Here is a 17,061-nt window from a genome sequence, read left to right on the forward strand (position 1 = left end):
AATCAAAACCGACGGATGCGCGGGCGCAACCGCCCCAAGGGTCCCAATCCGCTGACGCGGTCCTACGAATCGAACGGGCCCGACGTCAAGATTCGCGGCACGGCGCAGCACATCGCCGACAAGTACGCCCAGTTGGCCCGCGATGCGCAGGCCAGCGGCGACCCCGTGGCGGCAGAGAATTATTTCCAGCACGGCGAGCATTATTTCCGCATCATCTCCGGCGCGCAGGAGCAGAACCGGCAGCAGGCAGGCGGCTACGCCCGCAACGGCTTCGACGATGACGGCGACGAGGACGGCGGCGACGATCAGGGCGCGCCCCTCGGCTATGCCGCGCATTCCTATAACGACGACTACGCCGACCCGAGCCAGCAGCCCCAGCCGTCCGCCTACCAGCCGCCGGCCTACGAGGGACGTCAGGACGGCCAGCGTCCGGACAATCAGCGCCAGGATTACGGGCGCCAGGATGGCGGCTCGGACCGGCAGAACCGGCGCGACCGCTTCAACAATCGCAACGACCGGCCGCAGCGCTTCGACAACCAGCAGCGGCAGGACCCTCAGCGTCAGGACGGGCAGCGGCCCGACTACAGCCGGCAGGACAACCAGCGGCCTGAGTACAACCGCCAGGATCAGTTCCGCCAGGACCAGCCGCGGCAGGATCAGCCTCGCCAGGATCGGGACCGTCAGGACCGGGATCGGCAGGATCAGCCTCGCCAGGATCGGGACCGTCAGGACCGGGATCGGCAGGATCAGCCGCGTCAGGAATACGGGCGCCGGAACAACGGTGCGCGGTTCGAAAACAACCGCACGGCGGATCAGCAGCCGGAAGGCGCGCGTCAGGACCTGCCGCGGGAGGATGCGCCGCGCCAGGAGCCCGTACGTCAGGAAGCGGCCCGGCAAGAATCCTTCCGGCAAGAACCGATCCGTCAGGAGCCGGTTCGACAGGAGCCCGTCCGACCGGACTTGCCGCGCCAGGATTTTCAGCCGTCCGAGTCGCGCCGTTCGGCCGAGGTTCCCCCGCGACGCAGCCGTCGCCGTGACGAAACCGAGCGTGCACCGGCGGAGGATGTGAGCGCCCTTCCGGCCTTCCTCATGACACCGCCCCGGCCAGTTCCCGCTGAACGCACCGCCGAACCCCGCGCCGCCGACGAACCCGCATCTCAGGGTACCGCTCCGGCCGCCGGCAACGACGAGGCCGGCACCGCGCCGAAGCCCCGCCGCCGTCGCCGGGCGCGCTTCGAGGGAACGGAGGGCGGCGAACCGCAGCCGGCCGGGAACAACGACACCGCGCCCGTAACCGAATAGACCGACGCCTCGGTCCGCCACTCATCAGAAAAGCCGCCCCTCCGGGCGGCTTTTCGCGTTCAGGCCGGCTTCGATCGCGCCAGAGCGGTGTGCCAATCCCGGTATCCCTGGACCCGATGGACGAGGCGGCGATGACGCGCCGTCTCGCCGAAGGGCGCGAGTTCCCAAGTCCAGGTTTCGTCGGGGGGCGGCAGGGTCTCGCCGTGGAGGAGGTCGAGGCGATCGGTCAGCCGGCCCTCACGATCCTCCTCCCGCTGCTCGACGTCGGTGACGAGGCAGACCCGGGCATCGAGACGCGAGAGGGCGTCGAGATGCGCCCGGACGATCCGGCCGCCGAGGTGGTCGTCCGATTCCCCGGTGCGACCGACGGGCAGGATCGGCAGTTGCGACAGCAGATTGGCGGAGATCACGAGATCGACCGTCGCGTCGCCGCCATGGGCGTCGACCGCGCCCGGTCGCGTGAGGTCGTCGGTCACCAGGGTGACGTTCGCCCTGCCGCGCACGGCCCACCGGGTCGGCCACGGGTGGATCGCGTCGACGAGGCGGACTTCGGCAAAGCGCGCCGCGAGGTGGTCGAGGGGTACATCGTCGAGGAGGCCCGAACCGAGGACGACGCAGGTCCGCGCTTGGGCCAGTCCGTCACAGGCCTGCGCGACCAGGGCGCGGGCTCGGCCCAGATGCGGCGCCCAGGCCGTCCGGCACCGGCGCGAACGGGAGCGCAGCAGCACGCTCTCCCGGAGGTGGCCGCCGCGCCGATGCGCCCAGGATGCGGGGGTGGTCAGGTAATGAAACAGGTCGATGAGCACGGCGCCCTCCTGGCGGGAGGGGTGGGGCCGACGCGTGGGGGCGTCAAGCGACCCTGGCGATGTCCGGGGCGCTGACGAACTCCAAGGAACGGCGGGCCGTGGCGACGGGCAGGGCCTGAAACGCCTCGAACTGGGCCCGCATTTCCTCCGGCTTGAGGCGGCGACGGGTGGGCTGAACTTGAATCAAGCTCTTCAAAGTTCCCCAACCGAGGTCTGCGGCGCGCACGAGGAACAGCAGCCTGTCGAGATTCTCGCTGCGGAAGGCCTGGCGCGCGCTCTCCAACGACACGCCCGCCACCCGGGCCACGACCTCGAGGGCCTCGTCCACTTGACCGCCGACGATGAGGGTCCCGATGGCCTGCTCGTCGCGGTCGATCCCACTGCCGGGTATGGCAGCCTCAGGAAATGCGATCAGGCATCCTTCGGGCACCGTGCGGCGCAGGCCGAGAATCGCGCGCAAGACCTGATCGTCCTGCGCACGATTCATCAGGAGGCCGAAACCGGCCTCCGACAGCCGAGCACTTTCGTTTCCGGCGATGCGCCGTACCGCTGCGATCGCCGCCCTGGTGAGAAGAATTTCGGTGATGGGCTCGCTCAGGATCTGCCGCCGCGAGACCGCATCGAGATGCGAGAGACTAGCGACCCTGGCGATGCGAATGAGGTCGTCCTCGGTCAGGCGAGCGGAGCGGGCAAGGACCGGCCCGGCTATGGTCATCTCCGAATCGAAGGCGAGATCACGCACCACGCTGCGCGGGGCGTTGCCCATGTCGGCGATGGTCCTGGCGAAACTTGCACGACCCGCGGGATCGACGTTGCGGGCGAGGTGCAGCATGACCGCCGCGAACGGCTGCAGCTCGGTCTCGCCGAGATGTGTGGCATGGTCGCTGAACAGGGTCGTGATTCTGCGCAGCATCGATTGCCGGTGCCGATCCGTGCCGATGGCGACGGCGTGCTCGACCTTCTTAATGAGTGGTTTGACCATGCACGATCGCGTTGCGGAGAGCCTCCCATCATATAGCCAGCGAGACGTTTAGAAATCCGAACCGGAAACCTTCGAATGGTTCACATCGTTACCACCGCGCCGGTTCACGGCCTCACGACCCCGCGGAGTCCACGTGTCGAATCTCGTTCGCATCCTGCTCGCCATTTTCCTGCCCCCCCTCGCGGTTCTGGTGACCGCCGGCATCGGGTTGCAGTTCCTGCTCAACATCCTGCTCACGGTCCTCGGCATCGTTCCGGGCATGATTCACGCCCTGTGGATCGTGATGCGGGATCGCTGATCCGGAGCCCGAGCCGATGACGGATACAGCATGAGCACGCGGGGTTTCACGGGGCGACGTCCACCGGAGACGACGCGAGTGCGTCTGCCGCCGGGCCAATCCCTCACGGAAGACTTTCCCGTCCTGCAGATCGGTCCGAATCCGCGGATCGATCTCGACACGTGGCGCTTCACCCTACGGGCGGGATCGCGCCCGCTGAAGAGCTGGAGCTGGGCGGAGTTCGGGGCGCTGCCGCGCACGCGCTGGAGCGGCGACATCCACTGCGTCACGCAATGGTCCAAGTTCGATACCGCGTGGGAAGGCGTGAGCGTCGACGATCTCCTGGCGGATGCCGGCGTGGACGCCCCCACGGCCTTCGCTCTCGCCGAGGGCTACGACGACTATACCACCAACGTGCCGTTCGCCGACCTCACGGACGGCCGGGCCATGGTCGCGACCCATTACGATGGTGCCCCGATCACCTCCGACCATGGCGGCCCCGCGCGGCTCCTCGTGCCGCACCTCTATTTCTGGAAGAGTGCCAAATGGCTCAAGGGCCTGCGCTTCACCCAGAAGGACGAGGGCGGCTTCTGGGAAATGCGCGGCTACCACATGTACGGCGACCCGTGGCGCGAGCAGCGCTTCACCGGTGATTGAAGGGCCACGCCTCCCCTGGCTCGACGCCACGATCGTCGGCATCACACCCATCACCCACCGGGTGAAGAGCTTCCGGTTGGCCGTGACGTTCGACCGTCCGGCCGTGGCGGGCCAGCATGTCGAGATCCGGCTGACGGCGCCGGACGGCTACCGCGCCCAGCGCAGCTATTCCATCGCCTCGGCGCCGAGCCGGGACGGCACCATCGAACTCATGGTGGAAGGCCTGCCCAAGGGAGAGGTGTCGGGCTTCTTCGATGGCGTCGCGGAGGTGGGCGACACCCTGGAGCTGCGCGGCCCCATTGGCGGCGCCTTCGTCTGGCGCCCGGAGGATGGCGGCCCGCTCCTTCTCGTCGGCGGCGGTTCCGGGGTCGTACCCCTCCTGGCGATGCTGCGCCACCGGGCCGCCGCCGCGCCGCACATCCCGGCGCTCCTCATCTACTCGGTGCGCGCGGCGGACGAGGTTCTCGTGCAGGACGAACTCGTCCGGCGAGCCGAGACGGAGCCGGGCTTCGACCTCATGCTGAACCTCACGGGCGATGGCGGAAGGCGGATCGACGCCGCTCTCATCGGCGAGGCACTGGAGCGTCTCGGCGCCCCGCGCCACACCTTCATCTGCGGCGCCAACCCGTTCGTTGGGGCCGCGTCCGACCTGCTCGTCGAGGCCGGCCTCGATCCCCGCACGATCCGGACCGAGCGCTTCGGCGGCTAACGGGCGCTCACGCGAACAGCCGGTCGGCGACCTCCTCGGCGAGCGACAGGCTCGCAGTCAGACCCGGACTCTCGATGCCGAACAGGTGGACGAGGCGGTCAAAGCCGTGCTCCGCCGGACCGTCGATGCGAAAATCCGCCGCCGGCTCGCCGGGCCCCGTGAGCTTGGGACGGATTCCGGCATAGTCCGGCGTGAGCGCACCATCGGGGAGCCCGGGCCAGTAGCGTCGGATCGACCGGGCGAAGGCTTCGGCCCGCCCTGGATCGACGGCGTAATCCTCCGCCTCGACCCATTCGACATCGGGACCGAAGCGCATCCGCCCAGCGAGATCGAGGGTAAGATGAATGCCGAGGCCGCCCTCGACGGGGGCGGGGTAGATCAGCCGGGAAAAGGCCGGGCGGCCGAGGCAGCCGAAATAGCTGCCCTTGGCGAGGACGCGGCGCGGCACGCCCTCTGACGGATAGCCCACGACGCGCGCCGCCAAGGCTTGGGCGCCGAGGCCCGCAGCGTTGACCACAGCATCGAAGGGCAGGCTGTCACCGTTCACCCGCGCCCGCCAACTGCCTCCGGAAGACTCCAGCCGCGCGACCGGGCTGTGGAAGGCAACGGCTCCGCCCCGGTCTTCGAAGTCGCCCTGGAGCGCCAGCATGAGGGCGTGGCTGTCGACGATGCCGGTGCCGGGCGCGTGCAGGGCGGAGACGCAGGCGAGATTGGGCTCCAAGGCACGGGCCTCGGCCCCGTCGAGGAGCGCCAACCCCGCGACGCCGTTGGCGAGGCCGCGTGCGTGGATCGCCGCGATGGCCGCGTGCTCGCTCTCCTGCGTGGCGACGATGAGCTTGCCACAGGCCCGATGCGGCACCCCGTGGCTGGCGCAGAACGCGGTGAGCCGGCGCGCGCCCTCGACGCAGTGGCGGGCCCGCAGCGATCCGGCCGGGTAGTACATCCCGCCGTGGATCACCTCGGAGCTGCGCGCGGAAACGCCCGTGCCGATGGCGCCCTCCGCCTCCGCCACCACGACGGCATGGCCGCGCAGGGCCAGGGCACGGGCGACGGCCAAGCCGACGATACCGGCGCCGATGACGAGAACGTCGCTCACTGGGTCCTGCCGCGTCAGGGGTTGCGCCGAATCACCGGCGGCAAGGGAACACGAGGGCCGCGCGGAACACCACCGCCACGGTGGCGCGGCCGGCGCCCGATCCGAGCGTCGTCGTTGCCAAATGCAGGGCTTAGCTGTGCGGGAGACCTCCCATGCGTACGCGGAGATGGCGCGCCGACGCGGTTCCGGCTACAACGCCCCGTATCCGTAACCGTTCGAGGCCGGAATTACGCATCGAGGGGATCGATCCGCGCGCCGCGCGGCCATCCCCCGCGGGATTCTCGCCTGTTGCCCGCAAGGCTCTTCAGTGCCCTTTCCGACCCTGCCGGCCCCGCTCTCCCGAGCTCTGGCCGCGCGTGACTACGAAGACCCCACACCCGTTCAGAATGCGGTGATCGAGGCGGCCGCGCAGGGGCGCGACCTTCTCGTCTCGGCCCAGACGGGCTCGGGCAAGACCGTGGCCTACGGCCTCGCCTTCGCCGAAACCCTCCTCGACGGGGCGGAGCGCCTCGGCCCGGCGGGCGCCCCCCTCGCCCTCGTCATCGCGCCGACCCGCGAACTCGCCCTTCAGGTCGAGCGCGAGCTGTCGTGGCTCTATGCCGAGACCGGTGCGCGGGTCATCGCCTGCGTCGGCGGGATGGACCCGCGCCGCGAGAGCCGCCAGCTCAACGACGGCGCCCACATCGTCGTCGGCACCCCGGGCCGCCTGCGCGACCACCTCGAGCGCCGCAACCTCACGACCCAGGATCTGCGCGTCGTCGTCCTCGACGAGGCCGACGAGATGCTCGACCTCGGCTTCCGGGACGATCTCGAATTCATCCTCTCGGTGACGCCGAAGGAGCGGCGTACGCTGCTGTTCTCCGCGACCCTGCCGAAGGCCATCGCGTCGCTGGCCGAGCGCTACCAGAACGATGCCCTGCGCATCGCCGTGAAGGGCCAGGAGCGCGGCCACTCCGACATCACCTACCGCGCCGTGCGCGTGGTGCCGCGCGAACTCGAACACGTGGTGGTCAACACCCTGCGCTTCACCGATGCGCCCACCGCCATCGTGTTCTGCAACACCCGCAACGCCGTGCGCCACCTTCAGGCGGTGCTGACCGAGCGGGGCTTCTCGGCCGTGGCCCTGTCGGGCGAACTCGGCCAGGGCGAGCGCAACGCCGCCCTCCAGGCCCTGCGCGACGGCCGCGCCAAGGTCTGCGTCGCGACGGACGTCGCGGCGCGCGGCATCGACCTGCCCACCGTCAGTCTCGTGATCCACGCCGACCTGCCCCACGACGCCGAAGTGCTGCAGCACCGCTCCGGCCGCACGGGCCGCGCCGGCCGCAAGGGCACCTCCGTCCTGCTGATTCCGGCCTCGAAGCGCCGGCGGGCCGAGCAGATGCTCATGATCGCCAAGGTGAACGCCGAGTGGGCCGGCCCGCCGACGGCGGACGAGATCCGCAAGCTCGACGGCGAGCGCATGTGGCAGGACCCGATCTTCACCGAAGCGCCCGCCGAGGAAGACGTGGCGATGGGCGAGACCCTGCTGTCCCAGCGCACGCCGCAGGAACTCGCGGCGGCGCTGGCCCGCATCTACCGCTCGCGCCTGCCCGAGCCCGAGGACGTGACCGATCCCGGCGCCGGCCCCGAGCGCAAGGCCCGGCCGGCCTACGATCCGGCCGACGCCGACGCCATCGAGGCGCAGGGCCCCGCCGTGTGGTTCCGGCTCAACCTCGGCCGGCGCGACAACGCCGATCCGCGCCGCCTGCTGCCGATGCTGACCCGGCGCGGCAATATCGGCCGCCAGGAGATCGGCGCCATCCGCATCTTCGACCGGGAAACCAAGTTCGAGGTCCGGGGTGGCGCGGCGTCGCGCTTCGCCCAGACCTTCGCCAAGAATGGCTCGCCGGAGATCCAGGTCGAGGCGATCCTCGACGGCGGCGAGACGGAGGCCACCGGCCCGAAGGGCTTCAAGAGCCCGCGCGGAGCCCGGCACGAGCGCGAGATGGTCAAGAAGCCGCGTCGCGCGAAGCTCTAAGCACGCCCGACCGCGACACTTAATGAAGAAGAGCGCGATCCCAGCCGGGATCGCGCTCTTCTTCATTGGGTCTACGGCGTCGAGGGAACGGCGTCAGAACTGCTCGGGCAAACGCTTCACGGCATTGCCGATGGCTTCGACGCCCTCGGCGAACTTGCGTCCAACGGGGGCCAGGGACGGCACCTTCATGCCGAACACCTCCGTCTCCTCGGCCTCCGGTTCGGCGGCCTGGGGCGGTTGCGCAGCCGCGACCCTTTCGGTCGCGGCGGCGGCCGGCGCAGGCTTGCCGGCAGGTTTGGCCCGCGCCACGGCGGCCTTTGGCTTGGGTGCGTCCGTTGCTGCAGCGGCTGGCGGAAGGGCCGCGAAGCTCGTCCCCGTGGCGGCACGCGCGCGAGTGGTCTCATGCGCCGTCGGAGCAACGATGGGGGCGGACCGTGCCTTCTCGACGAGGGGGACGGCGGGTGCTGGCGGCACCGTTGCGGCGTTCTCGATCACCGGCAGGCGGGCGGGCTTCGCGGCCGGTGCGATGCTCGCGACCTTGGCGGGACGGGGCGCCTCGGCCGGTCGGAGTTCGGTGGGCTTCGCCTCGACGCGGGCGCTGTCGGCCGGCTTGATATCGCTCAACTTGGCGGCGACTGTCGCATCGGTCGTGGCGGCGAGCTTCGCATCGGCCGTCACGCCCTCGGACGAGACGATGGCGGCCTCTGTCCGGATCGGTTCGACCACGGTGACCGGCGCCGACACCGGGTCCGGACGTTTGGCGGTCGACACGAGGGCGGGCACGCCGTCGCGCAGGTCCGGCCAGTCGGCCGAGACACGGCCGATGCGAACCCCGGAGGCCGAGGGACCGGCAAGCCCCGACAGCATCGAGTAGGCCCCGACCGAGAGACCGACGAGGCCGGCGCTTCCCAGGACCGTGAGGAGGGCGAGATGACCGACACGCGAGGGCCCCCGCCGCTTGACCGGGGCCGAGACGCGCATTTCGGACGGATCGATGGCGATCGACATCAGCGGAGCCTCATTCCGTACGCATCCGGCGACCGATCCCGATCCCTGATGCGATGCAACGTCCGAGATCTGATCCCGACAATGGGGCATGAAGATGTCCGGCAGCGTTTCCACAGTGGAAGCGCGAGGGTATTCGATTCAGGCCTGGATTAAGACCGATGCTTTAAGGAGTGGTGTCACGGTTCGACTTAAGGCATCCCAGGACGACGCAGTCCCGGTCTTACGGCCTTGGCGTCAGGTCGAAGCCGAAACCCAGGTCGCTTGCGCCGCGACGACTCGCGCCAAGGCGCGGACACGCCGGTCGGCGTCGCGCGGCAGGGCGTCGCCGGCCCGGAGCCTGGCCTTGAGAGCGACGGCGTCCGAGTCGCCCCAGCGGGCCAGCAACGCCTGGAACGCGTCATGCCGGTGCCGGTCGAACGGGATCGGCCGCCCATCCGCCTCGCGGAGGGAATGGGGCGGGTGGAGATGCGCGCACGGCACGAGGCCCGGCGGAATCGGCGCCGTGGCCGCGTGGGTCCGCCTCAGGCGCATCACCTCCTGGGCGATGTAGGCGCGCGGTCCGCCGGCGGCAGGGGGAATGCCGGCGAACACTTCGATCCGCCCGAGGGGGGTCATCATCACCACGTCGACCCGCCGATCGGCGAGGAGACCCGGCACCGGCGAGCCGGGGGCGAAGGCCACCCCGCCGCAGGCGCTCTGCAGCCGCGGGACGAGATGGGGATCGCGGGTCCGCAGGGCCGCCCAACCCTGCGGAAGGTCGAGACCGAGGTCGAACAGCGGCGCGTCGCGATCCTCCAACCGGGCGGCCCCCGCATCCGGCCCGCACGCCACGATCCCGTCCGCGCCCCGGACGAGGGCCGTCGCCTCGGGGCGGCACAGGGCGACGGCGTGGCTCCAGCCACCCCGCAACCCGGTCTCGTAGGCCACCGGCACGAGATCGTCCGAGAGTTCGAGGCGCAGGGCCCCGCGTGGCGTCACGCGGACGAAAGGCTCGAGGGCCACGACCGGTTCGCCGGGGATATGGCCGAACTCGGCGCCGGCCCCGAACCCGCCGAGACTCCAGCGGCTCGCCGGGTCGTCGAGGTAGGCGGCGAGGATATCGCGGTTCGTCTGCCCGTCACGGATCAAACCGGCCGCCTCCCCTCCCCTCCGAGCGGCGGGATGGCGCGACGGCGCGCGTTCCCTCGCGCCCGGACTGGGCCTACAAGCGAGACGCAGTCCCTCCCCGCTCCGGCACTCCGAACCATGACGACGGCCCCCGCATCGAGTCCGCCCGCCTGGGCCGCCCGCCCCACGTTCTGGGCGCGCTGGCCGACACGCACCCGGATGATCGTCCTCGTCATCGCCATCGATGTCCTGGCGGCCCTGCTGTCGTGCGGCGTGATCGTGCTCAACGCGCGCTCCGCCGTCGAGGTCGAGATGAAGGCGGCGCTCGCCAATGTCGAGCTTCTCGTCTCCGACACCATCGATCTGGCACAGGCGGCCTCGCCCGACACCCTGCTGCAGACCCTGCGCCTGCGCGTCCAGGGCCTGCGCCACGTGCGCGTCACCGTCCTCGACGCCTCGGGTACCGTCGTACAGGCGCCGTCGCAGCGCCCGCGCCGGGATTCCTACGAGGCGCCGCACTGGTTCGTCGCCCTCATCGCGCCCGAGCCGCGCCAGCACGAGTTGCCCATCGTCGTCCAGGGCCAGCGCATCGGCGCGGCGCGGATCACGACCCAGCCCCGCGACGAAATCGACGAGGTCTGGGCCTATGCCGCCTCCCTGTCGCTGGCGAGCCTGCTCGTCAGCCTCGGGTTACTTGCCGCCCTCTACGTGGCGTTCGGCCGGGTACTGGCCCCCCTGACCGAGGTAGCCGAGGGCCTGACCCAGCTCGAGCGGCAGGACTACACCGCACGCCTCGCGCCCCCGGCCTCGCGCGAACTCGCCGTCATCGCCGCCCGGTTCAACAGCGTGGCCCAGGCCCTGTCGGAGACCCGCGCGGCCAACCGCCGGCTCAACCGCCAGCTTCTCACCGCCCAGGACGACGAACGCCGGGCGACGGCGCTCGAACTCCACGACGAGTTCGGGCCCTGCCTGTTCGCCTTGGAGGCCAACGCCGCCTCGGTGATCCGCATGGCCCGGGCCGAGGCCGAGCCCGACCGGGCGAAGCTTGCCCAACGCGCCGAGGAGATCAGCGCCATCGTGGGCCAGGTCCAGACCCTGAACCGCGACCTCCTCAACAGACTGCGGCCGCACGCCCTGGGGCAGGTGCCCCTGCCCGAGTGCCTCGTGCTACTTCTGCGCGACTTCACCCGGCGGCATTCGAGCACGCGCTTCACGGGCACGTTCGAGGGCCTCGGAGCCGGCTACGGCGACGTGACCGACCTCACGGTGTTCCGGTGCATCCAGGAGAGCATGACCAACGCCGTGCGCCATGGCCGCGCCGAACACGTCTCCGTGGACGCCCGGGAGACGCACGACGGATCGGTGGCGCACATCGCCATCAGCGTGCGCGACGACGGCGGTGGAATTGCCCCCGACCACCGGGTGGGACTCGGTTTGTCGGGGATGCGCGAGCGCGTCGAAGCCCTCGGTGGCACTTTGGTGCTTGACAACGGCACACCCGGAACGGTTGTCCGGATCAGGATACCGTTCGAACCCGAACGGCACGAGGACACGAGCGCGATTCCCCAGGCATGAACGCGATTCACACTACCCAGACGAAGGCGCCGGTCCTCGTTATCGACGATCACCCGATCGTGCTCCAGGGCTGCCGCCGGGTGCTCGAGGATGCGGGCATCGAGCGCATCGCCGAGGCCACGACGGTGGTCGCGGGCTACCGGGCCTTCCATCGCCTGAAGCCCGCGATGGTGATCTGCGACCTGACGTTTCAGGGGAGCGGACTCGCGGGCCTCGCCCTCGTGCGCCGGATGCGCGACGTCGACCCGCAGGTGCGCATCCTCGTGTTCAGCATGCACAACGACCCGGTCATCGTCGCCCGGGCCCTCGAAGCCGGGGCCCTGGGCTACGTCCTCAAGGACCACGCGTCGGGCGAGCTGTTCGAGGCGTTCGACCGGGTGCGCGCGGGTCAGGTCTACCTCGACCGGCGCCTCGCGACGGAGGTCGCCATGCTGCGCACGGACCCGCGCCGCACGCCGGAAGCCCAGCTCACCCCGCGCGAGCAGCAGATCCTGGCGCGTCTGGCCCAGGGCAAATCCTACGGCGCCATCGCGAGCGACCTGTCGGTGAGCTACAAGACCGTCACCAATGCCTGCTCGCAGATGCGCCAGAAGCTCGGCGTTCGCACGCTCGCCGAACTCATCCACGTGGCGGTGACGCAAGCCCAGCGGCAGGGGTAGCGGGCAGGCTTACGCCATCCCGCCCATTGCCCGCACGATCGCCCATTCCTCCTCCGTCACGGGCTGGACCGACAGGCGGGAATTGTTGGCCAGCACCATGGCGGCGAGGCGCGGCTCGGCCTTGATCGCCTCCAGGCTGACGGGCCGGGGGAGCGTTTCCACGGCGCGCAGATCCACCATGCCGAAGCGGCCCGTGGGGTCGGAATCGTCCGGGTAATACGGGCGGATGACCTCGACGATCCCCACCACGGCCTTGCCCTCGTTGGAATGGTAGAAGAACCCGAGATCGCCGACCTCCATGGCCTGAAGGTTCTTCTTTGCGACGTGGTTGCGTACGCCGTTCCAGTGGGTGCCGCCGGCGCCGGCCGCGATCTGCTGGTCCCACGACCAGGTCGCGGGTTCGGACTTGTAGAGCCAGTGGGCCATCGGGATCTCCGGGAAACGGCGCGTGCCTTACCACCGCGCAAGCGCGACCGTCAGTCCCCCGCCAGGGCGTTCGCCCAGTAGCCCAGGGATTTCGCGCTGACGGGCGCGCCGGCCTCGGCGTTGCGGGCCAGCACGAAGGCGTGGAAGGCGCGCGCCTCCTGCCGCCCGAGGAGATCGCGCAGGGCATGCAGGATGCGGGTGATGCGCAGGTGGTTGTGGTCGTGGGGGCGCAGCCAGCCATCCGTCCGTGCATAGAAGCGCATCATGCGATCCCGCGCGGCTCGCAGGCCCGCCCCGGCGGCGGCGTCAGTGCGGATGGACGCGGCCTCGTCCGGGGTGAGAACCGGGGCGCCCGGCACGGCCCGGCTCGCCTCAGGAAGCGGAAAGCACCACTGGATGAAGTCGTGCACGCCCTCGATGCGCGCATCGTCGAAGGCGAGCACGTCGGCGAGCCGGCGCCCGGCGCCGTCGCGGCCGTCGCCCGCCAGGAACGCGTGGATCCGGCCGGCCGTCACTCGGCCTCCCCCCTCAGGGGACGCGCCAAGAGGGCGGCGATGACGCTTTCGACGCTCGCCTCCCCCGCCACGATGGCGGCCACGGCCTCGGCGACGGGCATCTCCACACTGCGCGCCCGTGCGAGGGCCATCAGCGCGGCGGCGGTGTAGGCGCCTTCCGCGAGCTTGCCGCCGGCGGCCGCCTCGGGCGAGGCGCCGGCCCCGAGGGCGAGGCCGAAGGCGAAGTTGCGCGACTGCGGCGAGGAGGCGGTGAGGACGAGGTCGCCGAGGCCCGACAGGCCCATGAGGGTCTCCGCCCGGCCGCCATAGGCCCGCGCGAAGCGCATGAGTTCGGCGAAGGCCCGCGCGATGAGGGCGGCGCGGGCCGACTCGCCGAGGCCTCGCCCGGCGACGATGCCCGACGCGATGGCGAGCACGTTCTTGCCCGCCCCGCCAACCTCGACCCCCCGCACGTCATCCGTATGGTAGACGCGCAGGGTCGGCCCAGACAGGGTCGCCGCGAGGGTCGCCGCGAGGGTCGCATCGGCCGCCGCCAGGGTGACGGCCGTGGGCAGGTTGCGGGCGACATCCGCCGCGAAGCTCGGGCCGGACAGGACGGCGATCGGGGCGGCGGGGCCGAGGACGCTCGCCGCGACGGCACTCATGAAACTGTCGCTGCCGCGTTCGATCCCCTTGGCGCAGAGCACGATGGCGGCACCCGGCGCGAAGGTGCCCCCGAGGTCAGCCAAAACGCTCCGTACGGTCTGGGCCGGGACCACGACGAGGACGGTCGCGGCCGCCCCGAGGGTGTCCGCTTCGGCCGTCGCGGCGATCCGGCGGTGGAGCGGCACGCCGGGGAGGTAGCGGGTATTTTCGCGGGTTTCCTCCAGGCGCCGGGCCGCGTCCCGGTCGCGCAGCCATAGGGTCACTTCGTGGCCGGCGGCCGCCGCCGCGTTGGCAAGCGCCGTGCCCCAGGCGCCGCCACCGACGACGCCGATCCGCGTGGCGGAATTCTGTGTGGTGCTCACGCGCCAAGCCTTCCGGATTCGAACGATGCCGCCGTGAGACGATACAGCAGATGGGCTGCGAGGGGATGCCCCGGCGGCAGGGCCGGATGAGCGAACCCGCCGTCCGGGCTCATCCCGAGGCGCTCCATCACCCGGCGGGACGGATCGTTGCTCTCCGCCGTGAAGGCGACGGCGGCGGCCACGCCGCAACGGCCGAACAGATCGCCGAGGGCGAGGCGGGCCGCCCGGGTGGCGATGCCCCGCCCCCAGGCCGAACGGGCGAGGCGCCAGCACAACTCGACAGTCTCGCCCGGCCGATCGCCTCCGGGAAACGGCATCACCCGCATGACACGGGCGCCCCCGACGAGGCCGACGAGGCCCTCGCCCACCAGCGTCACCGCCCAGGGGCCGAAGCCGTCGACCCGGAAACGATGCTGGAAACCGCGCAAGTCGGCCCGGCTCTGTGCCGCGTCGTGGAGCCCGGGGAAATGGCGCATCACTTCGGGATCGGCGCCGAGCGCCGCGAAGGCAGCTTCGTCGCCCGCCTGCCAGCGTCGCAGCACAAGGTCACCGTCGCGAAGGCCGTCGGGTGGGGGCGTGACGCTCTCCGGCTTCCGCAGCTTGCCGCGCAGAGCCAGGGAGCGGCGGTTCAGCACGTCGAGGTCGGCGCGCCCGGCGAGCACCGCTTCGCCGAGACCGATCGCGGCGGCGCATTGATCCGCCGAGAGGTTCGCCCAGGCGGGCGCCCGGACGCTCTCGCGCCAGGGGCCGCCGCAGGTGTTGTCGAGGAGGATGCGCGCGAAGCAATGGTCGCGGTGGACGGGCCAATCCGGCCGCGCGGCCTGCGGCAGGCGCCGCTCGACGAGCTCACGCCAGCGCCCGCGCGCGGCGTCAGGCAACCGCCTTCGGCTCCGCGAACGGCCAGCGGGCCCGGGCCGGCGCGGTGAGATCGTCGACGAGGCCCAGACGCAGGCGCTCGATACCGGCCCAGGCGATCATCGCGCCGTTGTCGCCGCACAGGGCGAGGGGCGGCGCCACGAAGGCGAGGCCTGCCTCGCCGGCCTGGGCGCTGAGCGCCCGCCGGATGGCGCCGTTGGCCGCCACGCCCCCGGCGGCCACGAGGGCGGTGGGATGGCCGGCGACCTCGGCGAAGTCGCGCATGGCGACGCGCAGGCGGTCGACGACGACGTCGACCACAGCGGCCTGGAAACTCGCGCAGAGGTCGGCGACGTCGGCGCCGGACAGGGGCGCGAGCTTCTCCGCCTCGATCCGCAGGGCAGTCTTCAGGCCCGACAGAGAGAAGTTGGCCTCGCGCCGCCCGAGCATGGGGCGCGGCAGGGCGAAGCGTTCGGGGTCGCCGGTCTCGGCCATCCGCTCGACCTCGGGCCCGCCGGGGTAGCCGAGGCCGAGGAGTTTGGCGACCTTGTCGAAGGCTTCGCCGATGGCGTCGTCGATGGTGGTGCCGAGGCGCACGTAGTCGCCCACCCCCTTCACCGCCACGAGTTGCGTGTGACCACCGGAGGCGAGGAGCAGGAGATAGGGAAAGCCGATCCCGTCCGTGAGCCGCGCCGTGAGGGCGTGGGCCTCGAGGTGGTTGACGGCAATGAGGGGCTTCCGCGCCACGAGGGACAGGGTCTTGGCGGTGACGAGACCGATGAGCACGCCGCCGATGAGGCCGGGACCGGCCGCCACGGCGATGCCGTCGAGTTCGGCCAGTCGCAGGCCGGCATTGTCGAGGGCGCGCTGGATGAGCCGGTCGAGAACCTCCACATGGGCGCGGGCGGCGATCTCGGGCACGACGCCGCCATAGGCGGCGTGCTCGGCGATCTGGCTCAGGACCTCGTTGGAGACGATGCGCCCACGCCCCCCCTCACCCGGCGCGACCACGGCGGCGGCGGTCTCGTCACAGGTGGTTTCGATGCCGAGGACGTTCATGGGGCAAAAGCATTCATGCGGGAGCGGGCGATCCGGGACGGGGGCGGACGAAGACTGCGCCCATCGCGTGAAGAAAAGCCCAAGGCCCTCGCGACCGTGGGTGAATATGATCGATGCATCCTAGCCGCCCCGGCGGTATCAGGGCAACGACCGGACGGAATGGAGCGGCATGCGGATCTGGGTGGCACGGCCGGAGCCGGGGGCGACGCGGACGGGGCAGCGCCTCGTGGCGATGGGCCTGACGCCCCTCGTCGCGCCCGTGCTGACCATCTGCCCGACCGGGAGCGCCCTGCCCGAGGGCGCCTTCGCCGGCCTGCTGCTCACGAGCGCCAACGGCGTCGCGGCCCTGAACGCGGCGGACCGGATGCGGTTCGCGACCATTCCGGTCTTCGCCGTGGGCGGACGCACGGCAACTCTCGCCCGCCGGGCCGGTCTCGCGGACGTGCGGGAGGCGGGTGGCGATGCGGTCCGCCTCGCGGCCCTCGTGTGCGCGAGCCTGCCGGCGGGCAGCGCGCTCCTGCACGTCACGGGTGCGGAGGGGAAAACCGAGCCGGCCCTTTCCTTGAGGGCGGCGGGACATCCCGTCACCGCCGTGGTCGCCTACGCGGCCGAGGCCCAGCCCGTGCTGCCCCCGGCCGTGGCGGACGCCCTCGCGGCGCGCCCCCCCAGCCTCGACGCAGTACTGCATTACTCGCGGCGCAGCGCCGAAACCGCCCTGGCGCTGACACGGCAGGCCGGACGAAGCGGAGCTTTCGGCGTGCTCAGGCATTACTGCTTGTCTGGCGACGTGGCCGCCCCCCTGGTGGAGGCCGGGTTCGCCACATGTCTCGTGGCGGCGCGTCCGGATGAGGAGACCCTTCTCGCAGGTTTGATGGCGGGAACCTGACGGAAGGGCCTCGCTCAGGCGCGGGCCGTGGTGCTAGGACGATTTCAACAAGCTGGGCCGCGATCGCCGAACCCGTGGGCTCCGACCCGGTGCAGGCGACATCGGCAGCATCCGGAAG

At 71.2% G+C, this 17,061-nt stretch carries 18 protein-coding genes; 8 read left to right on the forward strand and 10 right to left on the reverse strand.

Translation table 11 applies throughout. The features are described from left to right. Positions 1 to 15 precede the first annotated feature (15 nt). Complete coding sequence (locus tag MFF01_RS02805; protein ID WP_238221799.1) at positions 16 to 1,302, forward strand: DUF4167 domain-containing protein; 1,287 nt, start codon at positions 16 to 18, stop codon at positions 1,300 to 1,302. A gap of 59 nt (positions 1,303 to 1,361) precedes the next feature. Here MFF01_RS02805 and MFF01_RS02810 read toward each other — a convergent pair whose 3' ends face one another. Beyond that, positions 1,362 to 2,108 (reverse strand): hypothetical protein, encoded by a 747-nt coding sequence (locus tag MFF01_RS02810; protein WP_238221800.1) that lies wholly within the window; start codon positions 2,106 to 2,108, stop codon positions 1,362 to 1,364. A 43-nt stretch (positions 2,109 to 2,151) separates the two neighbouring features. Then, a complete protein-coding gene (locus MFF01_RS02815) occupies positions 2,152 to 3,090 on the reverse strand; it encodes a DUF2336 domain-containing protein (protein ID WP_238221801.1) in 939 nt (312 codons plus the stop codon). Between the two features lie 133 nt (positions 3,091 to 3,223). Here MFF01_RS02815 and MFF01_RS02820 point away from each other — a divergent pair, with 133 nt between their 5' ends. Genes MFF01_RS02820 through MFF01_RS02830 form a run of 3 tightly spaced genes read left to right on the forward strand, consistent with a single transcriptional unit; the run spans position 3,224 to position 4,733 of the window. Next, complete coding sequence (locus MFF01_RS02820; RefSeq protein WP_238221802.1) at positions 3,224 to 3,388, forward strand: YqaE/Pmp3 family membrane protein; 165 nt, start codon at positions 3,224 to 3,226, stop codon at positions 3,386 to 3,388. 30 nt (positions 3,389 to 3,418) lie between these two features. Further along, positions 3,419 to 4,024, forward strand: a complete 606-nt coding sequence (locus MFF01_RS02825; RefSeq protein WP_238221804.1) for a sulfite oxidase-like oxidoreductase — start codon at positions 3,419 to 3,421, stop codon at positions 4,022 to 4,024. Beyond that, positions 4,017 to 4,733 (forward strand): FAD-binding oxidoreductase, encoded by a 717-nt coding sequence (locus tag MFF01_RS02830; RefSeq protein WP_238221806.1) that lies wholly within the window; start codon positions 4,017 to 4,019, stop codon positions 4,731 to 4,733. Before MFF01_RS02825 ends, MFF01_RS02830 begins: the two co-directional genes overlap by 8 nt. Positions 4,734 to 4,740: 7 nt before the next feature. Here the strand turns inward: MFF01_RS02830 and MFF01_RS02835 are convergent, their stop codons facing one another. Beyond that, on the reverse strand, positions 4,741 to 5,829 hold the full coding sequence (locus MFF01_RS02835) for an NAD(P)/FAD-dependent oxidoreductase (RefSeq protein WP_238221808.1): 1,089 nt from the start codon (positions 5,827 to 5,829) through the stop codon (positions 4,741 to 4,743). A gap of 307 nt (positions 5,830 to 6,136) precedes the next feature. Here MFF01_RS02835 and MFF01_RS02840 point away from each other — a divergent pair, with 307 nt between their 5' ends. Then, on the forward strand, positions 6,137 to 7,846 hold the full coding sequence (locus tag MFF01_RS02840) for a DEAD/DEAH box helicase (protein WP_238221810.1): 1,710 nt from the start codon (positions 6,137 to 6,139) through the stop codon (positions 7,844 to 7,846). Positions 7,847 to 7,939: 93 nt separating this feature from the next. Here MFF01_RS02840 and MFF01_RS02845 read toward each other — a convergent pair whose 3' ends face one another. Both MFF01_RS02845 and MFF01_RS02850 read right to left on the reverse strand, forming a co-directional pair. Beyond that, positions 7,940 to 8,854 (reverse strand): hypothetical protein, encoded by a 915-nt coding sequence (locus tag MFF01_RS02845; protein ID WP_238221812.1) that lies wholly within the window; start codon positions 8,852 to 8,854, stop codon positions 7,940 to 7,942. Positions 8,855 to 9,088: 234 nt separating this feature from the next. Beyond that, the gene (locus tag MFF01_RS02850; protein ID WP_238221813.1) at positions 9,089 to 9,982 is read right to left on the reverse strand and encodes a DUF6925 family protein; all 894 of its coding nucleotides are present in this window, start codon (positions 9,980 to 9,982) and stop codon (positions 9,089 to 9,091) included. A 117-nt stretch (positions 9,983 to 10,099) separates the two neighbouring features. Here MFF01_RS02850 and MFF01_RS02855 point away from each other — a divergent pair, with 117 nt between their 5' ends. Continuing rightward, entirely contained in the window at positions 10,100 to 11,536 is a 1,437-nt protein-coding gene (locus MFF01_RS02855; protein WP_238221814.1) for an ATP-binding protein, read from the forward strand. Beyond that, entirely contained in the window at positions 11,533 to 12,195 is a 663-nt protein-coding gene (locus MFF01_RS02860; RefSeq protein ID WP_238221815.1) for a response regulator, read from the forward strand. The genes MFF01_RS02855 and MFF01_RS02860 overlap by 4 nt, the downstream gene beginning before the upstream one ends. 9 nt (positions 12,196 to 12,204) lie before the next feature. Here MFF01_RS02860 and MFF01_RS02865 read toward each other — a convergent pair whose 3' ends face one another. Genes MFF01_RS02865 through tsaD form a run of 5 tightly spaced genes read right to left on the reverse strand, consistent with a single transcriptional unit; the run spans position 12,205 to position 16,057 of the window. Then, positions 12,205 to 12,621 (reverse strand): EVE domain-containing protein, encoded by a 417-nt coding sequence (locus MFF01_RS02865; RefSeq protein ID WP_238221816.1) that lies wholly within the window; start codon positions 12,619 to 12,621, stop codon positions 12,205 to 12,207. Positions 12,622 to 12,671: 50 nt separating this feature from the next. Beyond that, positions 12,672 to 13,136, reverse strand: coding sequence for an opioid growth factor receptor-related protein (locus tag MFF01_RS02870; RefSeq protein ID WP_238221817.1), 465 nt, complete (start codon positions 13,134 to 13,136; stop codon positions 12,672 to 12,674). Then, positions 13,133 to 14,143: an NAD(P)H-dependent glycerol-3-phosphate dehydrogenase gene (locus tag MFF01_RS02875; protein WP_238221818.1), complete on the reverse strand. Its 1,011-nt coding sequence runs from the start codon at positions 14,141 to 14,143 to the stop codon at positions 13,133 to 13,135. Before MFF01_RS02875 ends, MFF01_RS02870 begins: the two co-directional genes overlap by 4 nt. Continuing rightward, a complete protein-coding gene (locus MFF01_RS02880) occupies positions 14,140 to 15,021 on the reverse strand; it encodes a GNAT family N-acetyltransferase (RefSeq protein ID WP_238221820.1) in 882 nt (293 codons plus the stop codon). Before MFF01_RS02880 ends, MFF01_RS02875 begins: the two co-directional genes overlap by 4 nt. Next, a complete protein-coding gene (gene tsaD / locus MFF01_RS02885; RefSeq protein ID WP_238221822.1) occupies positions 15,014 to 16,057 on the reverse strand; it encodes a tRNA (adenosine(37)-N6)-threonylcarbamoyltransferase complex transferase subunit TsaD in 1,044 nt (347 codons plus the stop codon). Before tsaD ends, MFF01_RS02880 begins: the two co-directional genes overlap by 8 nt. A gap of 169 nt (positions 16,058 to 16,226) precedes the next feature. On the opposite strand from tsaD, the gene MFF01_RS02890 reads away from it, so the two are divergent. Next, on the forward strand, positions 16,227 to 16,943 hold the full coding sequence (locus MFF01_RS02890) for a uroporphyrinogen-III synthase (protein WP_238221824.1): 717 nt from the start codon (positions 16,227 to 16,229) through the stop codon (positions 16,941 to 16,943). Positions 16,944 to 17,061: the final 118 nt, after the last annotated feature.

Origin of the sequence: Methylobacterium adhaesivum (assembly GCF_022179065.1) — a bacterium.
Taxonomy (GTDB): domain Bacteria; phylum Pseudomonadota; class Alphaproteobacteria; order Rhizobiales; family Beijerinckiaceae; genus Methylobacterium; species Methylobacterium adhaesivum.

Excerpts from the sequence above, each read along its gene's own strand:
- MFF01_RS02805 (WP_238221799.1), top strand. The coding sequence starts at position 16 with ATGCGCGGGCGCAACCGCCCCAAGGGTCCCAATCCGCTGACGCGGTCC.
- MFF01_RS02815 (WP_238221801.1), bottom strand. The coding sequence starts at position 3,090 with ATGGTCAAACCACTCATTAAGAAGGTCGAGCACGCCGTCGCCATCGGC.
- MFF01_RS02825 (WP_238221804.1), top strand. The coding sequence starts at position 3,419 with ATGAGCACGCGGGGTTTCACGGGGCGACGTCCACCGGAGACGACGCGA.
- MFF01_RS02845 (WP_238221812.1), bottom strand. The coding sequence starts at position 8,854 with ATGTCGATCGCCATCGATCCGTCCGAAATGCGCGTCTCGGCCCCGGTC.
- MFF01_RS02855 (WP_238221814.1), top strand. The coding sequence starts at position 10,100 with ATGACGACGGCCCCCGCATCGAGTCCGCCCGCCTGGGCCGCCCGCCCC.
- MFF01_RS02860 (WP_238221815.1), top strand. The coding sequence starts at position 11,533 with ATGAACGCGATTCACACTACCCAGACGAAGGCGCCGGTCCTCGTTATC.
- MFF01_RS02865 (WP_238221816.1), bottom strand. The coding sequence starts at position 12,621 with ATGGCCCACTGGCTCTACAAGTCCGAACCCGCGACCTGGTCGTGGGAC.
- tsaD (WP_238221822.1), bottom strand. The coding sequence starts at position 16,057 with ATGAACGTCCTCGGCATCGAAACCACCTGTGACGAGACCGCCGCCGCC.
- MFF01_RS02890 (WP_238221824.1), top strand. The coding sequence starts at position 16,227 with ATGCGGATCTGGGTGGCACGGCCGGAGCCGGGGGCGACGCGGACGGGG.